The organism is Haemophilus sp. CCUG 66565, from assembly GCF_001679495.1.
Classification (GTDB): domain Bacteria; phylum Pseudomonadota; class Gammaproteobacteria; order Enterobacterales; family Pasteurellaceae; genus Haemophilus; species Haemophilus haemolyticus_K.
The window spans coordinates 286,380-305,751 of record NZ_LZOX01000013.1; the positions used below are offsets into that span (position 1 = coordinate 286,380).

A 19,372-nucleotide genomic window follows, 5' to 3' on the forward strand; every position below is an offset into this window, starting at 1 on the left:
TAAATATTATTAATTTATTTTTATATAAACAAGAATAAAAAACAAAATCATTCACTATTAATGGAGATTATCAAATGAAGCTTGGTATGGGAAATCTTAAAAAAATTAAAATAAATTCATTTAAAAACCAAAATGTAAACATCTCTATTGATATTAATAATAGTATATCTGTTATTTATGGAGAAAATGGGATAGGTAAAACATCTATATTAAATATATTATATGATGTATTAAACGAAGAAAGTAATTATTTAATAGAATATAAGGTATCTAAAGTTGAATTAACTTTTGATAACGGAAATCTAATTGTTAAACGTGTAGAACCATTAAAATATGAATGGAGTAGTGAAAATCAATTAAGTTCAATATATTTTAATATTTCTAGGTATTCTTCAGCATCTGAAAAAACTAATAGAATACCTTTGGCTGATTTATATGATTTTTTCTATAGATATGTTACAAATCAAACTTCCCTTCCCTTTTTTAATGAGAAAACAAATTTAAATTTAAATGAAAAACAAGCTAAAGATCTAGCATTAGAATTATCATCGTTTTTACAGAAAAGAACGATTATTAGAACAACAGAATTTAAAAGGCATAGAATCTTTAACCATAGACATGTTCTAGTTGAAAATTTTGATTTAAGAGATTTAATTGGGATTTTAAAAAATAGTCATAAGGAGTACGTTGAGTATATAAAACAAAATCTTTATTCTGCTGTAGCACATCTGCTAAGTAGATTAAATCATAAGTCAGAACAATCAGACGACTTTACCCGAATAAATAATCACGATCTAGAGAAATATATTTATCCAAATAGGAAAGTAATAGATAAGTATTTGACCAACATTCTTTTTATTAAAAGTTATAATTTAGATAAAAATGTTAATAATGACAAATTAACAACATCTATTTTGATAGAATTTATTAGATTAATTAAAGAGTCTTATGAAGCGAACACTAAAATAATCTCATTAATCGAATATTATAATGAATTCCTTAATGATAATCAAACATCTATTCTTAACAAGGAGTTAATAATTACAGAAGATGAGTTGAAAATAGTTATAGGAGAAAACATATCTCATTCTATTGATAAATTATCTAGTGGAGAAAGACAATTTCTTTTGCTTCTTACTATAATATTAATTTCAAACAAGAAGGATTTTATTATTATTGATGAGCCAGAGTCATCATTACATGCGACTTGGAAAAGGAAGTTGCTCCCATTCTTAGCTAAAATATCCGACTCACAAATTATTGTTGCATCACACAGCTCAACATTAGCAAGTAATCATGACAATAGCCATGTTATTAATTATTTATGTAAAATAGAAATTTCTGAAAATGAAGAAAAGTATTAATGAATATATTACTTTATCTCAAATGGAAAGAAATAAGATAAAGTATCTTATAGTTGAAGGGAAATCAGATCCTAAGATTTATTCTTATATAAAGAATAAAGATAATATAAAGATAATAACACCCAATAAAATTGATATACCTAATAAAAATTATGTAGGAGGCTGTCTATCTGTAATAGCTATAATGGAACAGATACCTGATACTTCTGAAAAATATTTCCTTGGTATAATTGATAAAGATCTTCATCCTATCTCGATTTTTAGAAAGAATCTGAAGAATAATAGCTTAATTATATTAGATTGCTATTCGATAGAAAGTTATTTCTTTAATTTCTTAGCATTTAAGAAGATTATAGAATTAGTAACTGATCTATCTCAAGAGCAGGTGAATAATTTGTTTACTGAAGAAGCATTCGAAGAATTTATTAAAAATAAACTCGTTGAACTATATAATCTAACACTATTTATTCTATATTCTTATATTTCAGAATATAGACATAAAAAAACGCAAAACAATAGACCATTTATTAAAAATGGAAGGAAAAAAATTTTAATAAAAAAAGATAAGAAGAATGCAGTCGCTATTAACAAGAATTATTGTTGTAGAGATGCTAAAAAATTTAAACTAACTTATGACTGCGATGATGTTACTCATATATTTTTAGGGGCTAATAGGCATGGTATGTATGAAAATATCTCTAATCGTAATAAGGTTGGATATATAAGGAATTTCATACAAAAAAGATGGGAAAGAAGGTATAATATATCAAATATTAATGATATTAATTATGTTATAAAAAACTATACTAAAGGAAAATGGTTGCTATCTTATTTTTGTTATGCCACATTAGAGTACATCAAATTTATTCATTCTCAAGGTTGTGTAACAAGCCGTTTTTCATGTGGTGAATGCGATTCATCAGAACCATCTAATAGAAGCCAATGTCTATATATTAAATCAAAAAATAAGAAATATAAAGATCTTATGGATGCTCTGATATCTAATGAGGCAATGTATAATTCTAGTGGATTCCAGAAAATTAGGGATTCAATAGAAAAAGCCCTTTTATAGTATTTTCAAAGGTATATAGGACAAAATAGTTGGTAAAAAAGTGGTTAAAACCTTATTACAAGGCTTTAACTACTTTTTTGAAATATGAACAAAAAACAGTCCTTCTTGCCAATATTCGCCTATTCAGAAGTATAGCAAACAAAATTAATATACTCATGGATTGTTTGCTCAAGTTGTTCGAAAGTCTCAAATTGCTTGCCGTAATAATATTCTATTTTTAATCGACCGAAAAATCTCTTTGGTAAGCAAACTACTCGCTGTTTTTTTTCATTTCAGATAATGTTTTAAACGACACATCAAACGCAGTTTGCGTATCATTCGACATCATTCGGTAATGGTTGATAAGAGCTTGTTCTTTTGCTTTTAATTCATCATTAGGTAAGTTGCGATACATTTTTCCTTCACCAGTAAGCAACCAGTTAATGTCAATGTTCATTGCTTCTTTTAACTTAATCAGAGCTTCTACGTTCGGTTCTCTTTCATTACGCAAATAGTTTTGAATGGAACGATAAGGAATGCCAGAGATTTCCGAGAATGCTTTGATATTCAAATTTTTATCTTCAATAACTTGTTTTAATCTTTCGCTTATACTCATTCGGGTATTCCATATTGACTTTTTATGTTCTTTAGGGTAATATTTACTGCGTTAAAGTTACCCTAACGGGTATATTTTAGAGTTAAATCGTCAATAAAGCAAAATTATTATGGCATCTCATTTTCACTTGTTAAGTAAGTCTCGCAAGTTTTCGCCTATCAAGATGGCACAGCTATCTGATACCGAAGCTCGTTCGCTGCTATGCCAAATCCGTTGGGGAAGTGAGGAAAATGTGGTATGTCCAAAATGTAGTGTACAACATATTGCTTATCGCATTGCCAGTCGTAATCAATGGCGGTGTAAACATTGTCATCATACCTTTAGCGTGACATCAGGCACAATTTTTGCCAACCGTAAGCTGTCTATTCAGACCTACCTTTACGCCATTGCCTTATTCGTTAATGCTGCCAAAGGCTTGTCCGCTTGCCAACTCTCTCGTGATTTAAACGTGCAATATAAGACGGCTTTTACGCTTGCTCACAAAATCCGTGAAAGTTTACAAATTCAGAAACAATTATTTCCGCTTTCGGGTGAAATTCACATAGACGGCACTTATGTTCATTCTGCCCCACGTCCTAAAAATAAGAAAAACGAACGCGTGGACAGACGGTTGAAAGAAAATGCCAATCCTAATAAACGGTCAATTTTGGTGATGCGAAGCCGTTATAGCGAAGAAGAAACCGCAGAAAACCCGTATTTAGTGGGCGCAAAGAAAACCTTAACCTTTCCGATTTTATCGGAAAATAGTCAAGTCGTGAATAAACTGGCAACAAGCTATATTAAGGCAGGCAGTCGTATTCACGCAGACGAAAACTCGGCTTATGACGAATTGATGATTCACTACGATTTACGCCGTGTGAACCATCAAAAAGAATACCGTAGCGATGAAGGTATCACTAACAATCTTGCAGAAAGCTATTTCAGTCGCTTTAAGCGTATGATTATCGGCACGCACCATAAAATCAGCAATAAATACCTCGATAATTACGCCAATGAATGTGCTTATCGTGAAGATAATCGCCGTGTCGATAACCTTAGCTTGTTCAACAGTATGCTTGAGCAATGCCTTGCCACCGACAATGCAACCGACTGGCAAGGCTATTGGCAAGGTAATCACCGCCCAGCAGAAAGGCTCATGATGTAATGGCAAAGAAAATCTACCTTAGTCAAATTCAGGCGAAAGTCGACCGCTTGCAGCGTGAACGAAAGCAAGTATTAGAACACCTTGAATTGGTTGATAGCAAAATCAAAAAGCTCCAAGATGCCTTAGAGGTGATGGAAGCCGAAGCTTTGACTAATGAATACGATACCGAGGTTTACTCTTATCGTACTTATAAACGGCGATTTAAAGGGAAACTCCGCCAATTATTACTGGCAGAATTAAAAGCCGAACCCGACCGATATTTTACCGTGAATGAGTTGATTAAACGCGTATTAATCAAGTGCGGTCAAGAACCTATCATTCACCCTCAACATACCGTGTCGATGCGTGCTGCGTTAAAGCATTGGCTTGATAAAGGTGTTGTAGAACGATTGGAAATTAATGTGGTGGACGTGAAATGGAAATTCAAAGATAATGAGCTTAAAACATAATCAATTTAAGGAAAGTTTATGCTGTATATTCCTCAAACACACTCTAAACGCTATGTCAGTAGTATTGTGGCATTAAACGTGCATAGTCCAAATGGTACGGGCGATTGGCATAGTGCGGCAGCGTTAAATGATGATGCTTATCCGCAAGATTTTTACATTTACGGTGAAAACCAAAAAAGAAACACTAATCATCTATTGGGAAATCTAGGCGTAATTGATGGCACTAAACGATTAAATGAAATGGGATATTACCCTAAAAATTATCCTGTTTGGCTTGCCGACCACCCCCGTGCTTGCGTGGATTATCTCTATACCGCTGTACTTCAAACAGGCTCAATCGGACGTGTTATTTTAGATGATTGGTTTCCTAATGATGAAGATAAACAGTCAGTTTATGATTTGCTGAATCAAATTGAACCACACTTAACTGAACAAGAATGGGAAAATTTACAATTATGGAAACGCAAAAACCCGATAATGTAATGCTCACGGAACGTGATAAACATCACGAAAAATTGATGGTGAATATCCTAAAAAATCTTTCTGATACGCCTTTGGTTTTAAAGGGCGGTACAGCACTTTATCTCGGTTACGGCTTAAACCGTTTTTCCGAAGATTTAGATTTTGACTCTGGTAAGAAGTTAAATTTGCTCAATAAAATTAAAGCATCAGCTCCGCACGGTATTGTCATTGATGAGATTAATGTGAAAAAAGATACAGATACAGTGAGCCGTTATATTGTGAATTATCATATCCGTGATACAGGTGTCAAAGATGCCCTAAAAATGGAAATTTCTTACCGAACACCCGCATCAGATGAGCAAATTACGGTTAAAGATGGCATTCGTTTTTCATCGGTAGAACGCATTATTGATAACAAACTGCACGCCACTTATGATGGTGATAATATTCGAACGAAAGGGCGTGATTTATTTGATTTGCATTTCTTAGCAAGCCATTATGCTGAATATTTCGATGATGAACTTGCTGCACGTTTAAAAGGTTTTTCACAAGATCCTGATAAATTAGTGAGCTTATATCGGGAAGATATTGAAGCCGATCCATTACTAAATAAGATTATGGACGTTGAACAAATTGCACTTGAGCTAAATGAAATGGCAGAAATGATTTATTTCACGCAACAAATGCACAATCACCCAGCTATGCAGGCATTAACGCCTAATGCTCAAAAGCAATTTAAAGCATTGCTAGATGAAGCAACAAATAAGAAAGAAGAAACACCACAAAATGTTGTGTCGTCCTCGCTTAAAATGAAATTCTAAATGATAATAGCGGTATTTCTACCGCTATTCCTTCCCCCTATTCAAACGATTTTAACCGCCATTCTGATGTATCAAACATTCCTCTTTTCTTAATCTTATAATGTAAGTACTTCTCTTGTCGCTCAATGATTCCTTGTTTATATAACTTACGCAGTGCATTTCCGATAGCACATTTATGCTGTATTGTTACTTCAGGGTAATGAGTGGTTAATAACTCTTTATCTATTTTAATCGCATAAGAAGTGATTAAATATAAATCTAGCCATTGATTCTTTTGTTTAAATACTTCTGAAATTAGATACGATAAATTCTTATTGAATGGTTTTTGACGAAGTAATTTTGCAGCATCATAATCCTTTTTAATCGTGTTAAAATCAAAATTGGGATCGATATATCCTAAAGATGTTGTAAAAGAGCTAATCTGTGCTTCTAATAATTTCTCTTGATTAACCAATTCTTTCAATCTATAAGAGACAATCGTTTTTTCTTTATGGCATTTCTCAAGTAACTTTACCATTTGCGAAATTAGATAGGCTTCTGACATAATAAAAATCTCCATTGAATTGTAAGTTCAATGGAGATTGTAGTATTTTCAAGTGGTTAAATCTTTGTGCAACTGCTACATAATGCCGCAAAATAGAGATCAAAATCCCTGCTATTTACAGCGGGGATTTTTATGCATGATGACAACTAAAGATTTTTAGTCTAAATACATAAAAGGCTAGACAAACATAAAAAGTGCGGTTATATTTAAATGACTTTTTATTCAAATAAAATGATTAATTATTCAATCTAAATTATAAACAAGGAAAAGATATGTCAAATACAATTCTACAACATTTACCTGAAGGGCAAAAAGTCGGTATTGCTTTCTCTGGAGGATTAGACACCAGCGCAGCATTACTTTGGATGCGTCAAAAAGGTGCTGTGCCTTATGCATACACCGCCAATTTAGGTCAACCTGATGAAGATGATTACAGCGCAATCCCGAAAAAAGCGATGTCGTATGGTGCAGAAAATGCTCGCTTAATTGATTGTCGCTCTCAGCTTGCTCACGAAGGCATTGCTGCAATTCAATGCGGTGCATTCCATATTTCTACAGGCGGAATTCCTTACTTCAATACGACTCCACTTGGTCGTGCAGTAACCGGCACAATGCTCGTTGCGGCAATGAAAGAAGACGATGTGAATATTTGGGGCGATGGTTCTACATTCAAAGGGAATGACATCGAACGTTTCTATCGTTATGGTTTATTAACAAACCCGAATTTAAAAATCTATAAACCTTGGTTAGATCCACAGTTTATTGAAGAACTCGGCGGTCGTTTCGAAATGTCTCAATTTCTTATCGAACATGGTTTTGACTATAAGATGTCCGTTGAAAAAGCCTATTCGACCGATTCCAATATGCTGGGTGCAACCCATGAAGCAAAAGACTTAGAGCAATTAAGCACAGGCATGAAAATTGTTAAACCAATTATGGGTGTCGCATTTTGGGACGAGAAGGTAGAAATTAAACCAGAAACAGTAACCGTCACATTTGAAGAAGGCGTCCCTGTCGCATTAAATGGTAAACGTTTTGATAATGCAGTTGATATTATTCTAGAAGCAAATCGTATCGGTGGTCGTCATGGTTTAGGGATGTCTGACCAAATCGAAAACCGCATAATTGAAGCAAAATCTCGTGGTATTTATGAAGCACCAGGAATGGCATTATTGCATATTGCTTATGAACGTTTGGTAACTGGTATTCACAATGAAGATACCATCGAACAATATCGTATTAATGGTATCCGTTTAGGCCGTTTGTTATACCAAGGCCGTTGGTTTGATCCACAAGCATTAATGCTGCGTGAAACGGCACAACGTTGGGTGGCAAAAGCAATTACGGGTACGGTAACACTTGAGCTTCGTCGTGGTAACGACTTCACTATCTTAAATACTGAATCACCAAACTTAACCTACGAAGCAGAACGTTTAAGTATGGAAAAAGTGGAAGATGCACCATTTGATCCAATTGATCGTATCGGTCAATTAACAATGCGCAATTTAGATGTATCTGACACCCGAGGTAAACTTGGCATCTATGCACAAACAGGTTTATTAAGCGCAATTAAAGATTCAGTATTGCCACAATTAGGCAAGAAATAAGATAAAAGTGCGGTGAAAAATTACCGAACTTTTCCGATTATAAAAATGGCTACTTCATGTAGCCATTTTTTATTCCCCCATCTTTTCTAATTCATCTTGAGAAAATACTTGTAGCTTATGAATCTCATTTTTTGCTTTGTCAGAAAGCACTTTATTATCCTTTAACATCTGTTCTGAACGCGCCATAATAAAACGTAAATAATCATAGTTTTGCGTTTTTTCAAATAAAGACTGTGCTTGATACATATCAGCAAAATCCTTATTTGCTTGGGTAAGCAACATCTTTTGCCCAACTAACACAATTAGTGCTAATGCCAATGCAATGACAGTGCCATAACCGTTCGTCGGATAATACAATACTCCACCTATAACAAATAAGCCTGAAACCAGTCGAGAGCTGTTTTTAATATAAGTTTCACTGGGGGGCGCTTGGATAAGTTCAGATAATTTCATTCAAATTCACCATAAAAAATAAGGGCGTTATCATCGCCCTTATTATTAACTTTCGCAAGGATTATGCAAGAATACCTGCCCAGTAACCTAAAATCCCTACACCAAATAAACCGAAGATAATAACCATTGCATTCACTTTTTTACGTAATAAATACATACATAAGAAAGTCAGTAATAAGGCTAATAAACCTGGAAGTAGGTCATTTAATACGCCTTGCAAGGTGACCACAACTTCTTCACCTAATTGGTTTTTATAGCGAGTAAGTTCTAATGGGACATTAATGCTTGTCCATTTAGAAACAAGCGAGCCCATGACAAAGAGCCCAAGAATAGAAGCCCCTTGAGTGATTTTTTGCAAACGCCCACCTCCCATATCAGAAACAATTTCGGTGCCTTTTTCATAACCATATTTGAAACCATACCAACGAGTGACAGCACGGATCACATTGATTAAGATAAAAAACAATAATGGACCTAAAATGCTACCTGTTAAAGCAATTCCAGCACCAAGTGCGGCTAAAACTGGGCGTAAAGTTCCCCAGAAAATAGGATCGCCTACACCAGCTAGTGGCCCCATAAGTCCGACTTTTACACCGCTAATTGCCGCATCATCGACATCTTTTGCGCCATTCGCGCGTTCTTGTTCCATTGCGGCAGTCACGCCCATAATTGCAGATCCAACCCAAGGTTGAGTATTAAAAAATTCAAGATGACGTTTTAATGCCGCAGCTTGATCTTCTTTTTTGCTATATAGGCGTTTGATTGTTGGGATCATCGAAACACAGAATCCCATTGATTGCATACGTTCAAAGTTAAATGAACCTAAAAGGAACGTTGAACGGAAATAAGTACTTAAAATATCGCCCTTTGTGAGAGTTACTTTTTGTTCTGACATAATACGCTCCTTATAGACCTTCTAATTCGTTATCAGCAAGTTTTCTTTTACTTGCCACTGGTATCGCGACTTGGTTAAAACGCGGATTTAATTGGATATAAAGCATTGCTAAACAAGTACCAAGAATACCCAATCCAACTAAGTTGTAATTAGTAAAGGAAGCAATAACAAAACCAAGGAAGAAGAATGGCATTAATGCACCCGCACGCATCATATTAATCACCATTGCATAACCCACTACGACGATAAATCCACCCGCAATTTGTAAGCCACGAGTAATCACTTCAGGAATTGCATCTAATGCACTAGTTACAGCATCTGTGCCAGCAACTAAACCAACCGCTAATGCAGGAATTGCAACACGCAATGCTTGTAAGGAAAGCCCTGCAAAATGGCAAAGTTCAATCCCACGGAAATTAGCTTGTTCGGCAAATTTATCCGCTTTATGTTGTAAGAAGATTGTTAGTGTACGTACAAAAATAGTAAGCACTTGACCTGCAGCAGCAACTGGCACCGCGATAGCAATCGCCGTACCCACAGATTGACCGCCTTTAATAACAAGAATCGCGGAGATCACACTAGCAAGCGCTGCATCTGGCGCCATAGCAGCCCCAACGTTCATCCAACCTAGTGCGATCATTTCTAATGTACCGCCAAGGATAATACCGGTTTCAAGATCGCCTAATACCAAGCCAATCATAGTACAAGCAAAAAGTGGACGGTGGGTTTGACGTTCATCTAATACGCTCCCCATACCGCAAATTGCCGCGACAAGCACGACTAAAATGAGTTCCATTGTTGACATAAAATGCGCTCCTAGAATTTAATTGAATCAAGTTTTTCGCGAGTAAGTTCAACAGGCTTATTCGCTGCCACTTTTTGAAGGGAAAGCTTCACGCCCATATCAAGTAATTTTTTGAATGCAGCGACATTAGATGGATTCACTGTGACTGCATCAGAAAGCTGTTTATTTCCTTCTTTATGCGTCATTCCGCCCACGTTAATGGTATCAATACGCAAACCACCTTCGATTAAACGCACTGCATCTTCAGGCTTGGTCACAAGCATTAAAATATTACGGCTCGCATATTTTGGATTGTTGTAAACCTTAATCGCTTTATCCACAGGAATTACATAGGCTTTCAAATGTGGCGGAGCAATTTGAAGAAGCAATTCCTTACGCAATTCATCATTTGCCACTTCATCACTAATAGCAAAAATGGCTTCGCATTTCACTGCTTTTGCCCAAGAAGTAGCGACTTGACCATGAATTAAACGATCATCAATACGCAGTAAGTTGACACTCATACGTCCATTAGGATCGTATTGAGTATTATCTTCTTCGCTTTCTTGTTCTTCTTTTGCTTCCTCTTTTGGAGTTTCAGGTTGAGCGAAAGAAGCAATGTCATCTGGTTTCCGATAACTTTTCACTGCCATTACGCCAACTTCCTTGGCGACATCAGCAAGTGCTTCCGCTGATTTTGCATCATCCTTGGCATCTAATACTTCTAATAACATTGGTAAACTTACACCAGTGACAATATCGTCTTGAGGGCGTTTTGCCGCTACTCGGGCCGCTGCGTTATAGGGGCTACCACCAAATAAATCTACCAAAAATAACACGCTATCTGATGGCGAGCATTCAGCAATAATAGCCTCATACTTTTCCACCAAGGTGTCTTGCCCTTCTCCTGGAACGAATGTTACACCGTGTAGGCCTTCCACCTCACCGAACACCATTTCAGAAGAATTGACCAACTCAGCAGCAAGCTTGCCGTGAGCTGCAACGATTACTTGAATCATTGGATACTCCTAAGGTTGAAATAAATCGTCAAGAGCATAGAGTAAACGATTGCGTAACTCAAGATAATTATAAGTGCTTGTACCATTAAAATTGACATATATCAATTTTTTAGAACACAAAAAGTATTGTAAACGCAATAATTTGGCGTACATTATTGCTTAATTACACTTCATAACTTTTGGATAAAAAGTGCGGTATAAACTAAGCAAGTTTTTAAAAAGAAAAAACCGATTTTCAATCACTGAAAATCGGTTTAAAGAAGAACAATTTTATTGAACGATTTCACCGACAATACTGCGAGTTGCTTCTTTCACTTCCGTAAGTTTCACTCTCACAATATCACCTATTTTGTAAATACGCTCACCTTTAATATAAAGGGCAATCTCATCAGAATTCACCTGCATTTCTTCTTTATTATTATGTAAAGTTGAAGCTGGTATAAACATTGAGGCGCCATTTTCTAATAATTGCACACGTAATCCACCACGCATCGCATCTTGCACTTCCGCCTCAAATTCAGTATTTGATGCAACTTTATCAGCAAGATAACGGCAATATAACCAATCTGCAATATCACGTTCTACTAGGCGATTTTGGCGACGAGCCTCTTGTAAACGGGCCAGCACTTCATCTTGTGGCTTGTTACAAGCTTGTTGTGTCAATACTGCTTTAATTAAACGATGATTCACCATATCAGAATATTTACGAATTGGAGATGTCCATGTCGCATACCCTTCTAAACCAAGACCAAAGTGCGGTGCTAATTCTGATTTAAATTCAGCGAACGTTAAATAACGACGTAAACGGAATTCTAAATAGTCGCCTTCTATCGGTTCAATATCGTGGCGCATTTGGCAATAACCATTTAATGTTGCCAAATTTTCTACCGAATAACGCTCAGCAAGTTCAGCTTGATTTTGTTCATTGGCTAAATTTGCCATTAAGAAATTGTGCGCATTCTCTAAGAATTTTTTATCAAAACCGCTATGAGTATTGAAAATACCAGTTTGAGCCTGCTCTGCTAAGAATTGCGCAGCACAAATGTTAGCAATAATCATCGATTCTTCGACAATTTGATTGGCTATACGACGATATTCTGCTTTGATTTCTGCCACTTTGCCATTTTCAGCGAGCACAAAAGAATAATCCGGTTTTTCTTTAAATAACAAAGAATGAGTCTTACGCCATTGAATACGTGCTTTGGTAAATTGATGTAACCAATCAATTTGCTGTACAATTTCTAATGTTTCAGGCTGCCATGCGTTATCTGCCTGTTCTAAATAATCCGACACTTTGTTATAAGCCAATTTCGCTTTAGATTGAACATAAGCCGAAACAAAATGCGATTTAGCCGTGATATTGCCTTCAAGATCCGTTTCTATATAACAAACAAGCGCTGGACGCGTTTCATTTGCGATTAACGAACATAATTCATCAGATAATTCGCGTGGCAACATAGGGATGTTAAAGCCAGGCAAATAATTGGTGAAACAACGCTGTTTCGCATCTTTTTCAATTTGAGAATCTAACGCGATATAAGCAGTTGGATCCGCAATCGCAACAACTAATTTCCAACCTGTTTGTACTGCATTTTGTTCGATAGGCTCGATATATAAGGCATCGTCCATATCCATTGTGCTTTCAGAGTCAATCGTCACAAAATGAAGTGCGGTCAGATCTTCACGGGTTTGTTGATCTAACATTTCATAAGTTTCAGCGCCTTGCACAGGATAACGAGATTGCTCATGACGTGCCAATGTTACCCACCAAGGGGCAAATTCATCATCAGCTCGGCAAATAAACTGATTAATAGTGGCATAGAAAAAGCGATCATCACGTAATGGGTGCGTTTTTAAATTAGCAACCACCCAATCGCCTTCTTGTAATTCTTCTTTTACGGATTTAGCTTGTTGTGCGCCAATCGGTTGGTTAATACTTGGATGATCCACCAAAACTTGCAATTTCTTATCTTTATTGAACCGCACTTTTGCAATGAAACGTGTCAACATTGGCTCAATTAAGGATTCTGGCTCGGCTTGTTCTTTATCGCCTTGCTTTTCAATGGTAGCTTTGATTTTGTCACCGTGCATCACCTTTTTCATTGAAGGCGGCGCGATGAAATAGGTTTTCTTATCGCACTCTAAAAAACCATAGGCTTTATCTGTGCTTTTTACCACGCCTTCTACATGCTCTTTGCTGTCGTGGATTTGTTGCTTAAGTTGTGCGAGTAATGGATTATCTTGGAACATAGTTATATTTTAAAAAAGAGAAAAGGCAGACTGAAAAGCCTGCCTAAAAAAGAATGTAAGAAAAATTATTCTTCGCCTAATTCGCCCATTGCGGTGATGCTGAAACCTGCATCTACGTGAACGATTTCACCAGTAATACCCGATGCTAAATCAGAGCATAAAAATGCTGCTGAGTTACCTACATCTTCGATAGTGACAGTGCGGCGTAATGCAGCGGTTTTCTCAAAGGTAGAAAACATTTTCTTGAAGTTTTTAATACCTGATGCTGCTAAAGTGCGGATTGGACCAGCAGAGATCGCATTCACACGAATACCTTCTTTACCTAAATCAGCAGCCATCACGCGAGTTGCCGCTTCAAGAGACGCTTTCGCTAAACACATGACGTTGTAGTTAGGAATTGCGCGCTCTGCACCTAAGTAAGACAACGTTAATAATGCAGCATTTGGATTTAAATAAGGACGTGCCGCTTGTGCCATTGCAACGAAGCTGTATGCGCTAATATCGTGAGCAATACGGTAACCTTCACGTGTCGCTGCGTTTACGTAATCCCCATCTAATTGGTCGCCTGGCGCAAATGCGATAGCGTGAACAAAACCATCAAATTTATCCCAACGCTTACTTAATTCTGCGAAGCAATTTTGGATGCTTTCATCAGTTGCAACATCTAAAGGAAGCACGATATCAGAACCAAATTCTTTGGCAAATTCTTCTACGCGCGGTTGTAATTTATCATTTAAATAAGTGAAAGCAAGTTCTGCACCTTGTTCTTTCATTGATTTTGCGATCCCGTAAGCGATAGAACGATTGCTTGCAAGACCGGTTACTAAAATGCGTTTACCTGTTAAGAAACCCATAATTTTTCCTATATTGTTAGCGTAAAAAACTTGCGTAGTATAAGCGAAAATTTGTCTTTGTACAAAGCAGACCAATTTTTCTAATAAAACCAACCGCACTTTATTTACAAATTCGTTTGAGCAAAAACCTAAAATCAGCGAAAATAGCCCACATTTTTAATTGAACGAAGAAGAAACAATGAGTTATCCATTAGAAGAAGTTAATAAACGTCGCACTTTTGCAATTATTTCCCACCCCGATGCAGGTAAAACAACCATCACCGAAAAAGTACTTTTATACGGAAATGCGATTCAAACTGCAGGTTCTGTAAAAGGCAAAGGCTCAACTGCGCATGCCAAATCCGACTGGATGGAAATGGAAAAACAACGTGGGATTTCGATTACCACTTCCGTAATGCAATTTCCTTATAACGATTGCTTGGTAAACTTACTTGATACCCCGGGGCACGAAGATTTCTCTGAAGATACTTACCGCACTTTAACTGCTGTGGATAGCTGTTTAATGGTTATCGACTCAGCAAAAGGGGTTGAGGAACGTACAATTAAACTAATGGAAGTAACTCGCTTACGTGATACGCCAATCATCACCTTTATGAACAAACTCGACCGCGATATTCGCGATCCAATGGAATTATTAGATGAAGTAGAAAATATTCTGAAAATTCGTTGTGCGCCAATTACATGGCCGATTGGTTGCGGAAAATTATTTAAAGGCGTTTATCATATCGCTAAAGATGAAACCTATCTTTATCAATCCGGTCAAGGTTCAACCATTCAAGAAGTTCGCATTGTCAAAGGTTTAAATAGCCCAGAATTAGATGCCGCGGTTGGCGATGATTTAGCACAACAACTTCGCGATGAATTGGAATTAGTGCAAGGCGCAAGTAACGAATTTGAACATGATGCCTTTATTAAAGGTGAACTTACGCCGGTATTTTTCGGGACAGCATTAGGTAACTTTGGTGTGGATCATTTCCTTGATGGTTTAACACAATGGGCGCCAAAACCACAATCTCGTCAAGCTGATACAAGAACAGTCGAAAGTTCAGAAGAAAAATTCTCTGGTTTCGTATTTAAAATTCAAGCCAATATGGATCCAAAACACCGCGACCGTGTTGCCTTTATGCGTGTTGTTTCAGGCAAATATGAAAAAGGCATGAAATTAAAACATGTTCGAATTGGTAAAGATGTCGTGATTTCTGATGCACTTACCTTTATGGCTGGCGACCGTGCTCACGCCGAAGAAGCTTACGCTGGAGATATTATCGGTTTACATAATCACGGAACGATCCAAATTGGCGATACCTTTACGCAAGGCGAAACCTTGAAATTTACCGGTATTCCAAACTTTGCGCCAGAGCTATTCCGCCGTATTCGCTTGAGAGATCCTCTCAAACAAAAACAATTACTTAAAGGTTTAGTACAACTTTCAGAAGAAGGTGCTGTTCAGGTATTTCGCCCATTAATGAATAACGATTTAATCGTGGGCGCAGTGGGTGTTTTGCAGTTTGATGTGGTGGTTTCTCGTCTAAAAACTGAATATAACGTAGAAGCCATTTATGAAAATGTGAACGTTGCAACCGCACGCTGGGTGGAATGTGCCGATGCGAAAAAATTCGAAGAATTTAAACGCAAAAATGAGCAAAATTTAGCTTTAGATGGCGGGGATAACTTGACCTATATTGCGCCAACAATGGTAAATCTGAATTTAGCTCAAGAACGTTATCCTGATGTCGTTTTTTACAAAACTCGCGAACATTAAAACGACAAAGTGCAGTGAAATTTCACCGCACTTTTCCAGAAAAAAAGCGTTGAAATTTAATTCAACGCTTTTCTTTTATTTAGAAACTTTTTCTTGTCTTAATCGCCAAAGTTGATAAACATTCACAACAGCTAAAAATGCATTTAATAATGCTACAGGATAAGCGGCGATAATTACGCTATAGATGACAAATAAAATTGCACCAATGCTGTTCACTATGCGTAAATGTACAATAGATTTAAACAAAAACGATACTGCAACAAAAAAGGTTGCGATATAACCCAATAATTCAACTAAATTCAATTCCATAATTCTGTTCTCTTCGATTAAAAATAAAAACGGGCGCCATGATAAAAGATTTTTAAAATAAGGAAAAGATCAGAAAAAAAAGCAACCGATTGCAAGATAAAATTATTTTATTTTACAAAGAATAAAGGTATTTTTATCATCATTAGCGCGTAAAAGCCGAGACGAGTGCGCACATCAAAAATCTTGGGAGCATATCCAATTTGGGAGAATTAGATAACTCTAGCTCTCTCAACCCGCACTTTGTCACCGGCTAAATTCTTTTAGTAATCTAGATGTTCGAACAATGAACAATAAAGAAATTTAATAAAATGAGGTTATATCTTTTGTAATAACCAGAATTCCAATTTCTATTATTCTAGAAATCGGATTGATTATAAGCTATGAAGTAACTTTAGATTCAAGAGGATTATAAAGAAATGAAAGTTATGGTTTTATTCTAAATAAAGACAAGTTGTACTAAAAACATATAGAAAAGCGTACCAACAGCAATAGATAGAAACATATTTTTCTTCCAAAAATGTAGCCCTAGCACCACTATGCCTGCAAGAAAATCAGGAATACCATGATAACCAGTTAAAACATCAATATTCTTATAGCAATAAACTACAAGCATACCAAACATAGCTGGAGGTAAAACTTTCCCAAGATAGCGAATATATTGTGGAATCGGACGATTAGCCGGGAATACAAAAAATGGCAATAAGCGCGTAAATTGCACCGTAAGCACACAAATTCCAATCGTCATAATCTGTTCTGTAAGTGTCATTTTAGCGACTCCAATTTTGTGTCTAATTTAGGCCCACGCATAGTTAGAATTAACCAGATACCAATTAATGTTGGAATTAAGAAATATTTTTTGCCTACAATCAGTAAAAAAGCCAATGCAATCCCTAAACCTAAGAGAGAGCTTTCATGGGATTTTTCCTTTATCCAATTTTCTGCAAAAATGACTAAGAAAAGAGCGGTCATCGAAAATTCCACACCTTTTAAATCAAAAGGTAAAACAGAGCCAAATAAGTTACCAATTGCAGCGCCAACCACCCAATAAATATGCAAATATAAGCTTACAAAAAACATATACCAACCTTTATCTAAGTGCGGTGGAGTTTTGGCCATATAATTTAAAGAAAAAGATTCATCAACAAGGGTGGTAATTAAATACCAACGTTTATGACCAATGTGTACGCCATATTTTTCTAACATTGATATGCCATAGAAAATCTGACGAGTACTGATCATCAAGGTAATTAATAACACACTGATGGGAGAAAAAGGTGCAATAAGTGCTCCAGCAGCAATAAACTCAACAGAACCGGCATAAATAAGTAAAGCCATCAAAGTAGGATATAAAAATCCGAAACCTAGTGCCTTCATATAAATACCGTATGCCACACCAAGAAATAAAAATCCTGCAATCATTGGTGCACTATAAGGAAAAGCAGCTTTAGCCGCCACACTAATCAGGTGAGGCTGCTGATTTTGTTGAGAAAAATTCATTTATTACTTCTATAAATCTAAAACAGATAGCCCAGGTAAAGTTGAAAAACTTTGAGCTTTTACGGTTTGATAAAAATCTTCTAAATAAGAAAGGGATTCATCTTCTTTGCGAATAGCCGCATATAGATTGCTATATAAACCTTCTTTTGTGACTTTTCTTGCCACGACATACCCCTTTTCCAAATAAGGCAACGCAGCCCAATAAGGAATAGTCGCAATGCCACGACGACTCGCTACTAATTGAATCATAGCAATAGTCAATTCAGTTGTGCGGCGAGTAGGATTAATGCCTTTGGGTTTAAGCACTTTACGCAATAGATCTAACATATCATCAGGAACTGGGTAAGTTACCCAGGTTTCATCTACAAAATCTTCTGCATCCCAAATGTCTTTTTCTGCTAAAGGGTGATCTTTTGAGCAAATTCCAACCATCTCATAAGAAAAGAGCGGTTTAAAAATGACATCATCATTATGCTCTACTTCTGATACTATCGCCCAATCTGCTCGGTGAGAAAGCAATAAACCAACAGGATCCGTATGAAAACCAGATACAATATCCAACTCAACTAGTCCCCAATGCCGACGAAATTCATCCATGGCAGGCATTAACCAATCAAAACAAGTATGACATTCCACAGCTATGCGAAGCTGACCTGCATCTCCATGTTTAACACGAGCAAGATCTCGTTCAGCATCAACAACTTTTGGCATCACTTCATTAGCAAGACGAATTAAACGCTCTCCAGCCGAAGTAAAACGAAGTGGATTACTTTTACGTTCAAACAAAGGCAAACCAAACTGTTCTTCTATTAATTTAATTTGGTGAGAAAGGGCTGATTGCGTTAGATATACTCGTTTTGCAGCTAAAGAAACGCTGCCCGTCTCTTTTAAGGCCAATAAAGTTTTAAGATGTCTAAATTCTAGAAAGGTTGGTTTCATTAAAAATATTCATACAAAATAGAAAATTAGATGATAGATATAATACCTTAAAATACGAAATATTCGAATTAATATTCTATAGAGAAAACAAAAACCCCAGTAATTAAACTGGGGTTCTTCTGTTTTTATTTGATTTAACTTAGATAAGTATTTAGTAACCTGGCGGTGCCCTACTCTCACATGGGGAAGCCCCACACTACCATCGGCATTACAGCGTTTCACTTCTGAGTTCGGTATGGTGTCAGGTGGTTCCACCGCACTATCGCCGCCAGGATAATTCTTTGATAACTTCTCTTTTCTCTTTTATCTTTCGCTACTCAGCTCTTACTTGACCTTTCACTCGTTCTTCATTGGCCACAAGCTGAACGTTTAGTTAATTTCTTTTTCTTTCACTCTGTTTTCCAAAAACACTTGAGCGTTGTATAGTTAAGCCTCTCGGGCAATTAGTACAGGTTAGCTCAATGACTCACATCACTTACACACCCTGCCTATCTACGTCTTAGTCTTAAACAACCCTTACAGGTTTATAACCCGGGAGAACTCATCTCTTGG

20 protein-coding genes, 2 rRNA genes and 1 pseudogene are annotated in these 19,372 nt (G+C 36.4%); 8 read left to right on the top strand and 15 right to left on the bottom strand.

What is annotated here, in order from left to right; genetic code table 11:
* Window positions 1–74 precede the first annotated feature (74 nt).
* Together A9501_RS05080 and A9501_RS05085 are read left to right on the top strand one after the other, a co-directional pair.
* Window positions 75–1,364, top strand: coding sequence for an AAA family ATPase (locus tag A9501_RS05080; protein WP_065265157.1), 1,290 nt, complete (start codon window positions 75–77; stop codon window positions 1,362–1,364).
* Entirely contained in the window at window positions 1,348–2,436 is a 1,089-nt protein-coding gene (locus A9501_RS05085) for a DUF4435 domain-containing protein (RefSeq protein WP_065265158.1), read from the top strand. Before A9501_RS05080 ends, A9501_RS05085 begins: the two co-directional genes overlap by 17 nt.
* A 140-nt stretch (window positions 2,437–2,576) precedes the next feature.
* Here A9501_RS05085 and A9501_RS09545 read toward each other — a convergent pair.
* A pseudogene (locus tag A9501_RS09545) lies at window positions 2,577–2,669 on the bottom strand (IS3 family transposase); the annotation flags it as partial.
* A gap of 17 nt (window positions 2,670–2,686) precedes the next feature.
* The gene (locus A9501_RS05090; protein ID WP_065265159.1) at window positions 2,687–3,031 is read right to left on the bottom strand and encodes a helix-turn-helix domain-containing protein; all 345 of its coding nucleotides are present in this window, start codon (window positions 3,029–3,031) and stop codon (window positions 2,687–2,689) included.
* Between the two features lie 109 nt (window positions 3,032–3,140).
* Here A9501_RS05090 and A9501_RS05095 point away from each other — a divergent pair, with 109 nt between their 5' ends.
* From A9501_RS05095 to A9501_RS05110, 4 genes are read left to right on the top strand one after another with little or no spacing between them, the layout of a single operon-like run.
* Window positions 3,141–4,175 carry an IS1595 family transposase gene (locus tag A9501_RS05095; protein ID WP_065265160.1) on the top strand — a complete coding sequence of 345 codons (1,035 nt, stop codon included), beginning with the start codon at window positions 3,141–3,143 and terminating at the stop codon, window positions 4,173–4,175.
* Entirely contained in the window at window positions 4,175–4,624 is a 450-nt protein-coding gene (locus A9501_RS05100) for a DNA repair protein (protein WP_065265161.1), read from the top strand. The genes A9501_RS05095 and A9501_RS05100 overlap by 1 nt, the downstream gene beginning before the upstream one ends.
* Window positions 4,625–4,642: 18 nt before the next feature.
* Complete coding sequence (locus tag A9501_RS05105) at window positions 4,643–5,107, top strand: hypothetical protein (RefSeq protein WP_065265162.1); 465 nt, start codon at window positions 4,643–4,645, stop codon at window positions 5,105–5,107.
* Window positions 5,080–5,907, top strand: coding sequence for a nucleotidyl transferase AbiEii/AbiGii toxin family protein (locus A9501_RS05110; RefSeq protein WP_065265163.1), 828 nt, complete (start codon window positions 5,080–5,082; stop codon window positions 5,905–5,907). The genes A9501_RS05105 and A9501_RS05110 overlap by 28 nt, the downstream gene beginning before the upstream one ends.
* A 37-nt stretch (window positions 5,908–5,944) precedes the next feature.
* Here the strand turns inward: A9501_RS05110 and A9501_RS05115 are convergent, their stop codons facing one another.
* Window positions 5,945–6,451: a hypothetical protein gene (locus tag A9501_RS05115; protein ID WP_065265164.1), complete on the bottom strand. Its 507-nt coding sequence runs from the start codon at window positions 6,449–6,451 to the stop codon at window positions 5,945–5,947.
* Window positions 6,452–6,723: 272 nt separating this feature from the next.
* On the opposite strand from A9501_RS05115, the gene argG reads away from it, so the two are divergent.
* The gene (gene argG / locus A9501_RS05120) at window positions 6,724–8,058 is read left to right on the top strand and encodes an argininosuccinate synthase (protein WP_065265165.1); all 1,335 of its coding nucleotides are present in this window, start codon (window positions 6,724–6,726) and stop codon (window positions 8,056–8,058) included.
* Between the two features lie 69 nt (window positions 8,059–8,127).
* On the opposite strand, the gene A9501_RS05125 is transcribed toward argG, so the two are convergent.
* The 6 genes from A9501_RS05125 to A9501_RS05150 form a co-directional block, all read right to left on the bottom strand.
* Window positions 8,128–8,511 (bottom strand): hypothetical protein, encoded by a 384-nt coding sequence (locus A9501_RS05125; RefSeq protein WP_065265166.1) that lies wholly within the window; start codon window positions 8,509–8,511, stop codon window positions 8,128–8,130.
* Between the two features lie 61 nt (window positions 8,512–8,572).
* Complete coding sequence (manZ, locus tag A9501_RS05130) at window positions 8,573–9,406, bottom strand: PTS mannose transporter subunit IID (RefSeq protein WP_005635877.1); 834 nt, start codon at window positions 9,404–9,406, stop codon at window positions 8,573–8,575.
* 10 nt (window positions 9,407–9,416) lie between these two features.
* Window positions 9,417–10,211 carry a PTS mannose/fructose/sorbose transporter subunit IIC gene (locus tag A9501_RS05135; RefSeq protein WP_005635876.1) on the bottom strand — a complete coding sequence of 265 codons (795 nt, stop codon included), beginning with the start codon at window positions 10,209–10,211 and terminating at the stop codon, window positions 9,417–9,419.
* A gap of 11 nt (window positions 10,212–10,222) precedes the next feature.
* Window positions 10,223–11,209, bottom strand: a complete 987-nt coding sequence (locus A9501_RS05140) for a mannose/fructose/sorbose PTS transporter subunit IIA (RefSeq protein ID WP_065265167.1) — start codon at window positions 11,207–11,209, stop codon at window positions 10,223–10,225.
* 270 nt (window positions 11,210–11,479) lie between these two features.
* Window positions 11,480–13,459 (bottom strand): exoribonuclease II, encoded by a 1,980-nt coding sequence (rnb, locus tag A9501_RS05145; RefSeq protein WP_065265168.1) that lies wholly within the window; start codon window positions 13,457–13,459, stop codon window positions 11,480–11,482.
* Window positions 13,460–13,524: 65 nt separating this feature from the next.
* The gene (locus tag A9501_RS05150; RefSeq protein WP_065265169.1) at window positions 13,525–14,313 is read right to left on the bottom strand and encodes an enoyl-ACP reductase FabI; all 789 of its coding nucleotides are present in this window, start codon (window positions 14,311–14,313) and stop codon (window positions 13,525–13,527) included.
* A gap of 178 nt (window positions 14,314–14,491) precedes the next feature.
* Here A9501_RS05150 and prfC point away from each other — a divergent pair, with 178 nt between their 5' ends.
* Window positions 14,492–16,075: a peptide chain release factor 3 gene (gene prfC / locus A9501_RS05155; RefSeq protein WP_005644678.1), complete on the top strand. Its 1,584-nt coding sequence runs from the start codon at window positions 14,492–14,494 to the stop codon at window positions 16,073–16,075.
* 75 nt (window positions 16,076–16,150) lie between these two features.
* Here prfC and A9501_RS05160 read toward each other — a convergent pair whose 3' ends face one another.
* The 6 genes from A9501_RS05160 to A9501_RS05185 all read right to left on the bottom strand — a co-directional run.
* Entirely contained in the window at window positions 16,151–16,384 is a 234-nt protein-coding gene (locus tag A9501_RS05160; RefSeq protein ID WP_005628380.1) for a YgjV family protein, read from the bottom strand.
* A gap of 436 nt (window positions 16,385–16,820) precedes the next feature.
* Window positions 16,821–17,150 carry a branched-chain amino acid transporter permease gene (locus A9501_RS05165; RefSeq protein WP_005638861.1) on the bottom strand — a complete coding sequence of 110 codons (330 nt, stop codon included), beginning with the start codon at window positions 17,148–17,150 and terminating at the stop codon, window positions 16,821–16,823.
* On the bottom strand, window positions 17,147–17,881 hold the full coding sequence (gene azlC, locus A9501_RS05170) for an azaleucine resistance protein AzlC (protein WP_065265170.1): 735 nt from the start codon (window positions 17,879–17,881) through the stop codon (window positions 17,147–17,149). Before azlC ends, A9501_RS05165 begins: the two co-directional genes overlap by 4 nt.
* Window positions 17,882–17,890: 9 nt before the next feature.
* Window positions 17,891–18,820 (bottom strand): LysR family transcriptional regulator, encoded by a 930-nt coding sequence (locus tag A9501_RS05175; RefSeq protein ID WP_065265171.1) that lies wholly within the window; start codon window positions 18,818–18,820, stop codon window positions 17,891–17,893.
* Between the two features lie 157 nt (window positions 18,821–18,977).
* Window positions 18,978–19,093, bottom strand: a 5S ribosomal RNA gene (gene rrf, locus A9501_RS05180).
* Between the two features lie 149 nt (window positions 19,094–19,242).
* Window positions 19,243–19,372, bottom strand: a 23S ribosomal RNA gene (locus A9501_RS05185); the annotation flags it as partial.

What these genes read in the sequence shown, in the direction of transcription:
- A9501_RS05080 (WP_065265157.1), top strand. Translation starts at nt 75, where the DNA reads ATGAAGCTTGGTATGGGAAATCTTAAAAAAATTAAAATAAATTCATTT.
- A9501_RS05085 (WP_065265158.1), top strand. Translation starts at nt 1,348, where the DNA reads ATGAAGAAAAGTATTAATGAATATATTACTTTATCTCAAATGGAAAGA.
- A9501_RS05090 (WP_065265159.1), bottom strand. Translation starts at nt 3,031, where the DNA reads ATGAGTATAAGCGAAAGATTAAAACAAGTTATTGAAGATAAAAATTTG.
- A9501_RS05095 (WP_065265160.1), top strand. Translation starts at nt 3,141, where the DNA reads ATGGCATCTCATTTTCACTTGTTAAGTAAGTCTCGCAAGTTTTCGCCT.
- A9501_RS05100 (WP_065265161.1), top strand. Translation starts at nt 4,175, where the DNA reads ATGGCAAAGAAAATCTACCTTAGTCAAATTCAGGCGAAAGTCGACCGC.
- A9501_RS05105 (WP_065265162.1), top strand. Translation starts at nt 4,643, where the DNA reads ATGCTGTATATTCCTCAAACACACTCTAAACGCTATGTCAGTAGTATT.
- A9501_RS05110 (WP_065265163.1), top strand. Translation starts at nt 5,080, where the DNA reads ATGGAAACGCAAAAACCCGATAATGTAATGCTCACGGAACGTGATAAA.
- A9501_RS05115 (WP_065265164.1), bottom strand. Translation starts at nt 6,451, where the DNA reads ATGTCAGAAGCCTATCTAATTTCGCAAATGGTAAAGTTACTTGAGAAA.
- argG (WP_065265165.1), top strand. Translation starts at nt 6,724, where the DNA reads ATGTCAAATACAATTCTACAACATTTACCTGAAGGGCAAAAAGTCGGT.
- A9501_RS05125 (WP_065265166.1), bottom strand. Translation starts at nt 8,511, where the DNA reads ATGAAATTATCTGAACTTATCCAAGCGCCCCCCAGTGAAACTTATATT.
- manZ (WP_005635877.1), bottom strand. Translation starts at nt 9,406, where the DNA reads ATGTCAGAACAAAAAGTAACTCTCACAAAGGGCGATATTTTAAGTACT.
- A9501_RS05135 (WP_005635876.1), bottom strand. Translation starts at nt 10,211, where the DNA reads ATGTCAACAATGGAACTCATTTTAGTCGTGCTTGTCGCGGCAATTTGC.
- A9501_RS05140 (WP_065265167.1), bottom strand. Translation starts at nt 11,209, where the DNA reads ATGATTCAAGTAATCGTTGCAGCTCACGGCAAGCTTGCTGCTGAGTTG.
- rnb (WP_065265168.1), bottom strand. Translation starts at nt 13,459, where the DNA reads ATGTTCCAAGATAATCCATTACTCGCACAACTTAAGCAACAAATCCAC.
- A9501_RS05150 (WP_065265169.1), bottom strand. Translation starts at nt 14,313, where the DNA reads ATGGGTTTCTTAACAGGTAAACGCATTTTAGTAACCGGTCTTGCAAGC.
- prfC (WP_005644678.1), top strand. Translation starts at nt 14,492, where the DNA reads ATGAGTTATCCATTAGAAGAAGTTAATAAACGTCGCACTTTTGCAATT.
- A9501_RS05160 (WP_005628380.1), bottom strand. Translation starts at nt 16,384, where the DNA reads ATGGAATTGAATTTAGTTGAATTATTGGGTTATATCGCAACCTTTTTT.
- A9501_RS05165 (WP_005638861.1), bottom strand. Translation starts at nt 17,150, where the DNA reads ATGACACTTACAGAACAGATTATGACGATTGGAATTTGTGTGCTTACG.
- azlC (WP_065265170.1), bottom strand. Translation starts at nt 17,881, where the DNA reads ATGAATTTTTCTCAACAAAATCAGCAGCCTCACCTGATTAGTGTGGCG.
- A9501_RS05175 (WP_065265171.1), bottom strand. Translation starts at nt 18,820, where the DNA reads ATGAAACCAACCTTTCTAGAATTTAGACATCTTAAAACTTTATTGGCC.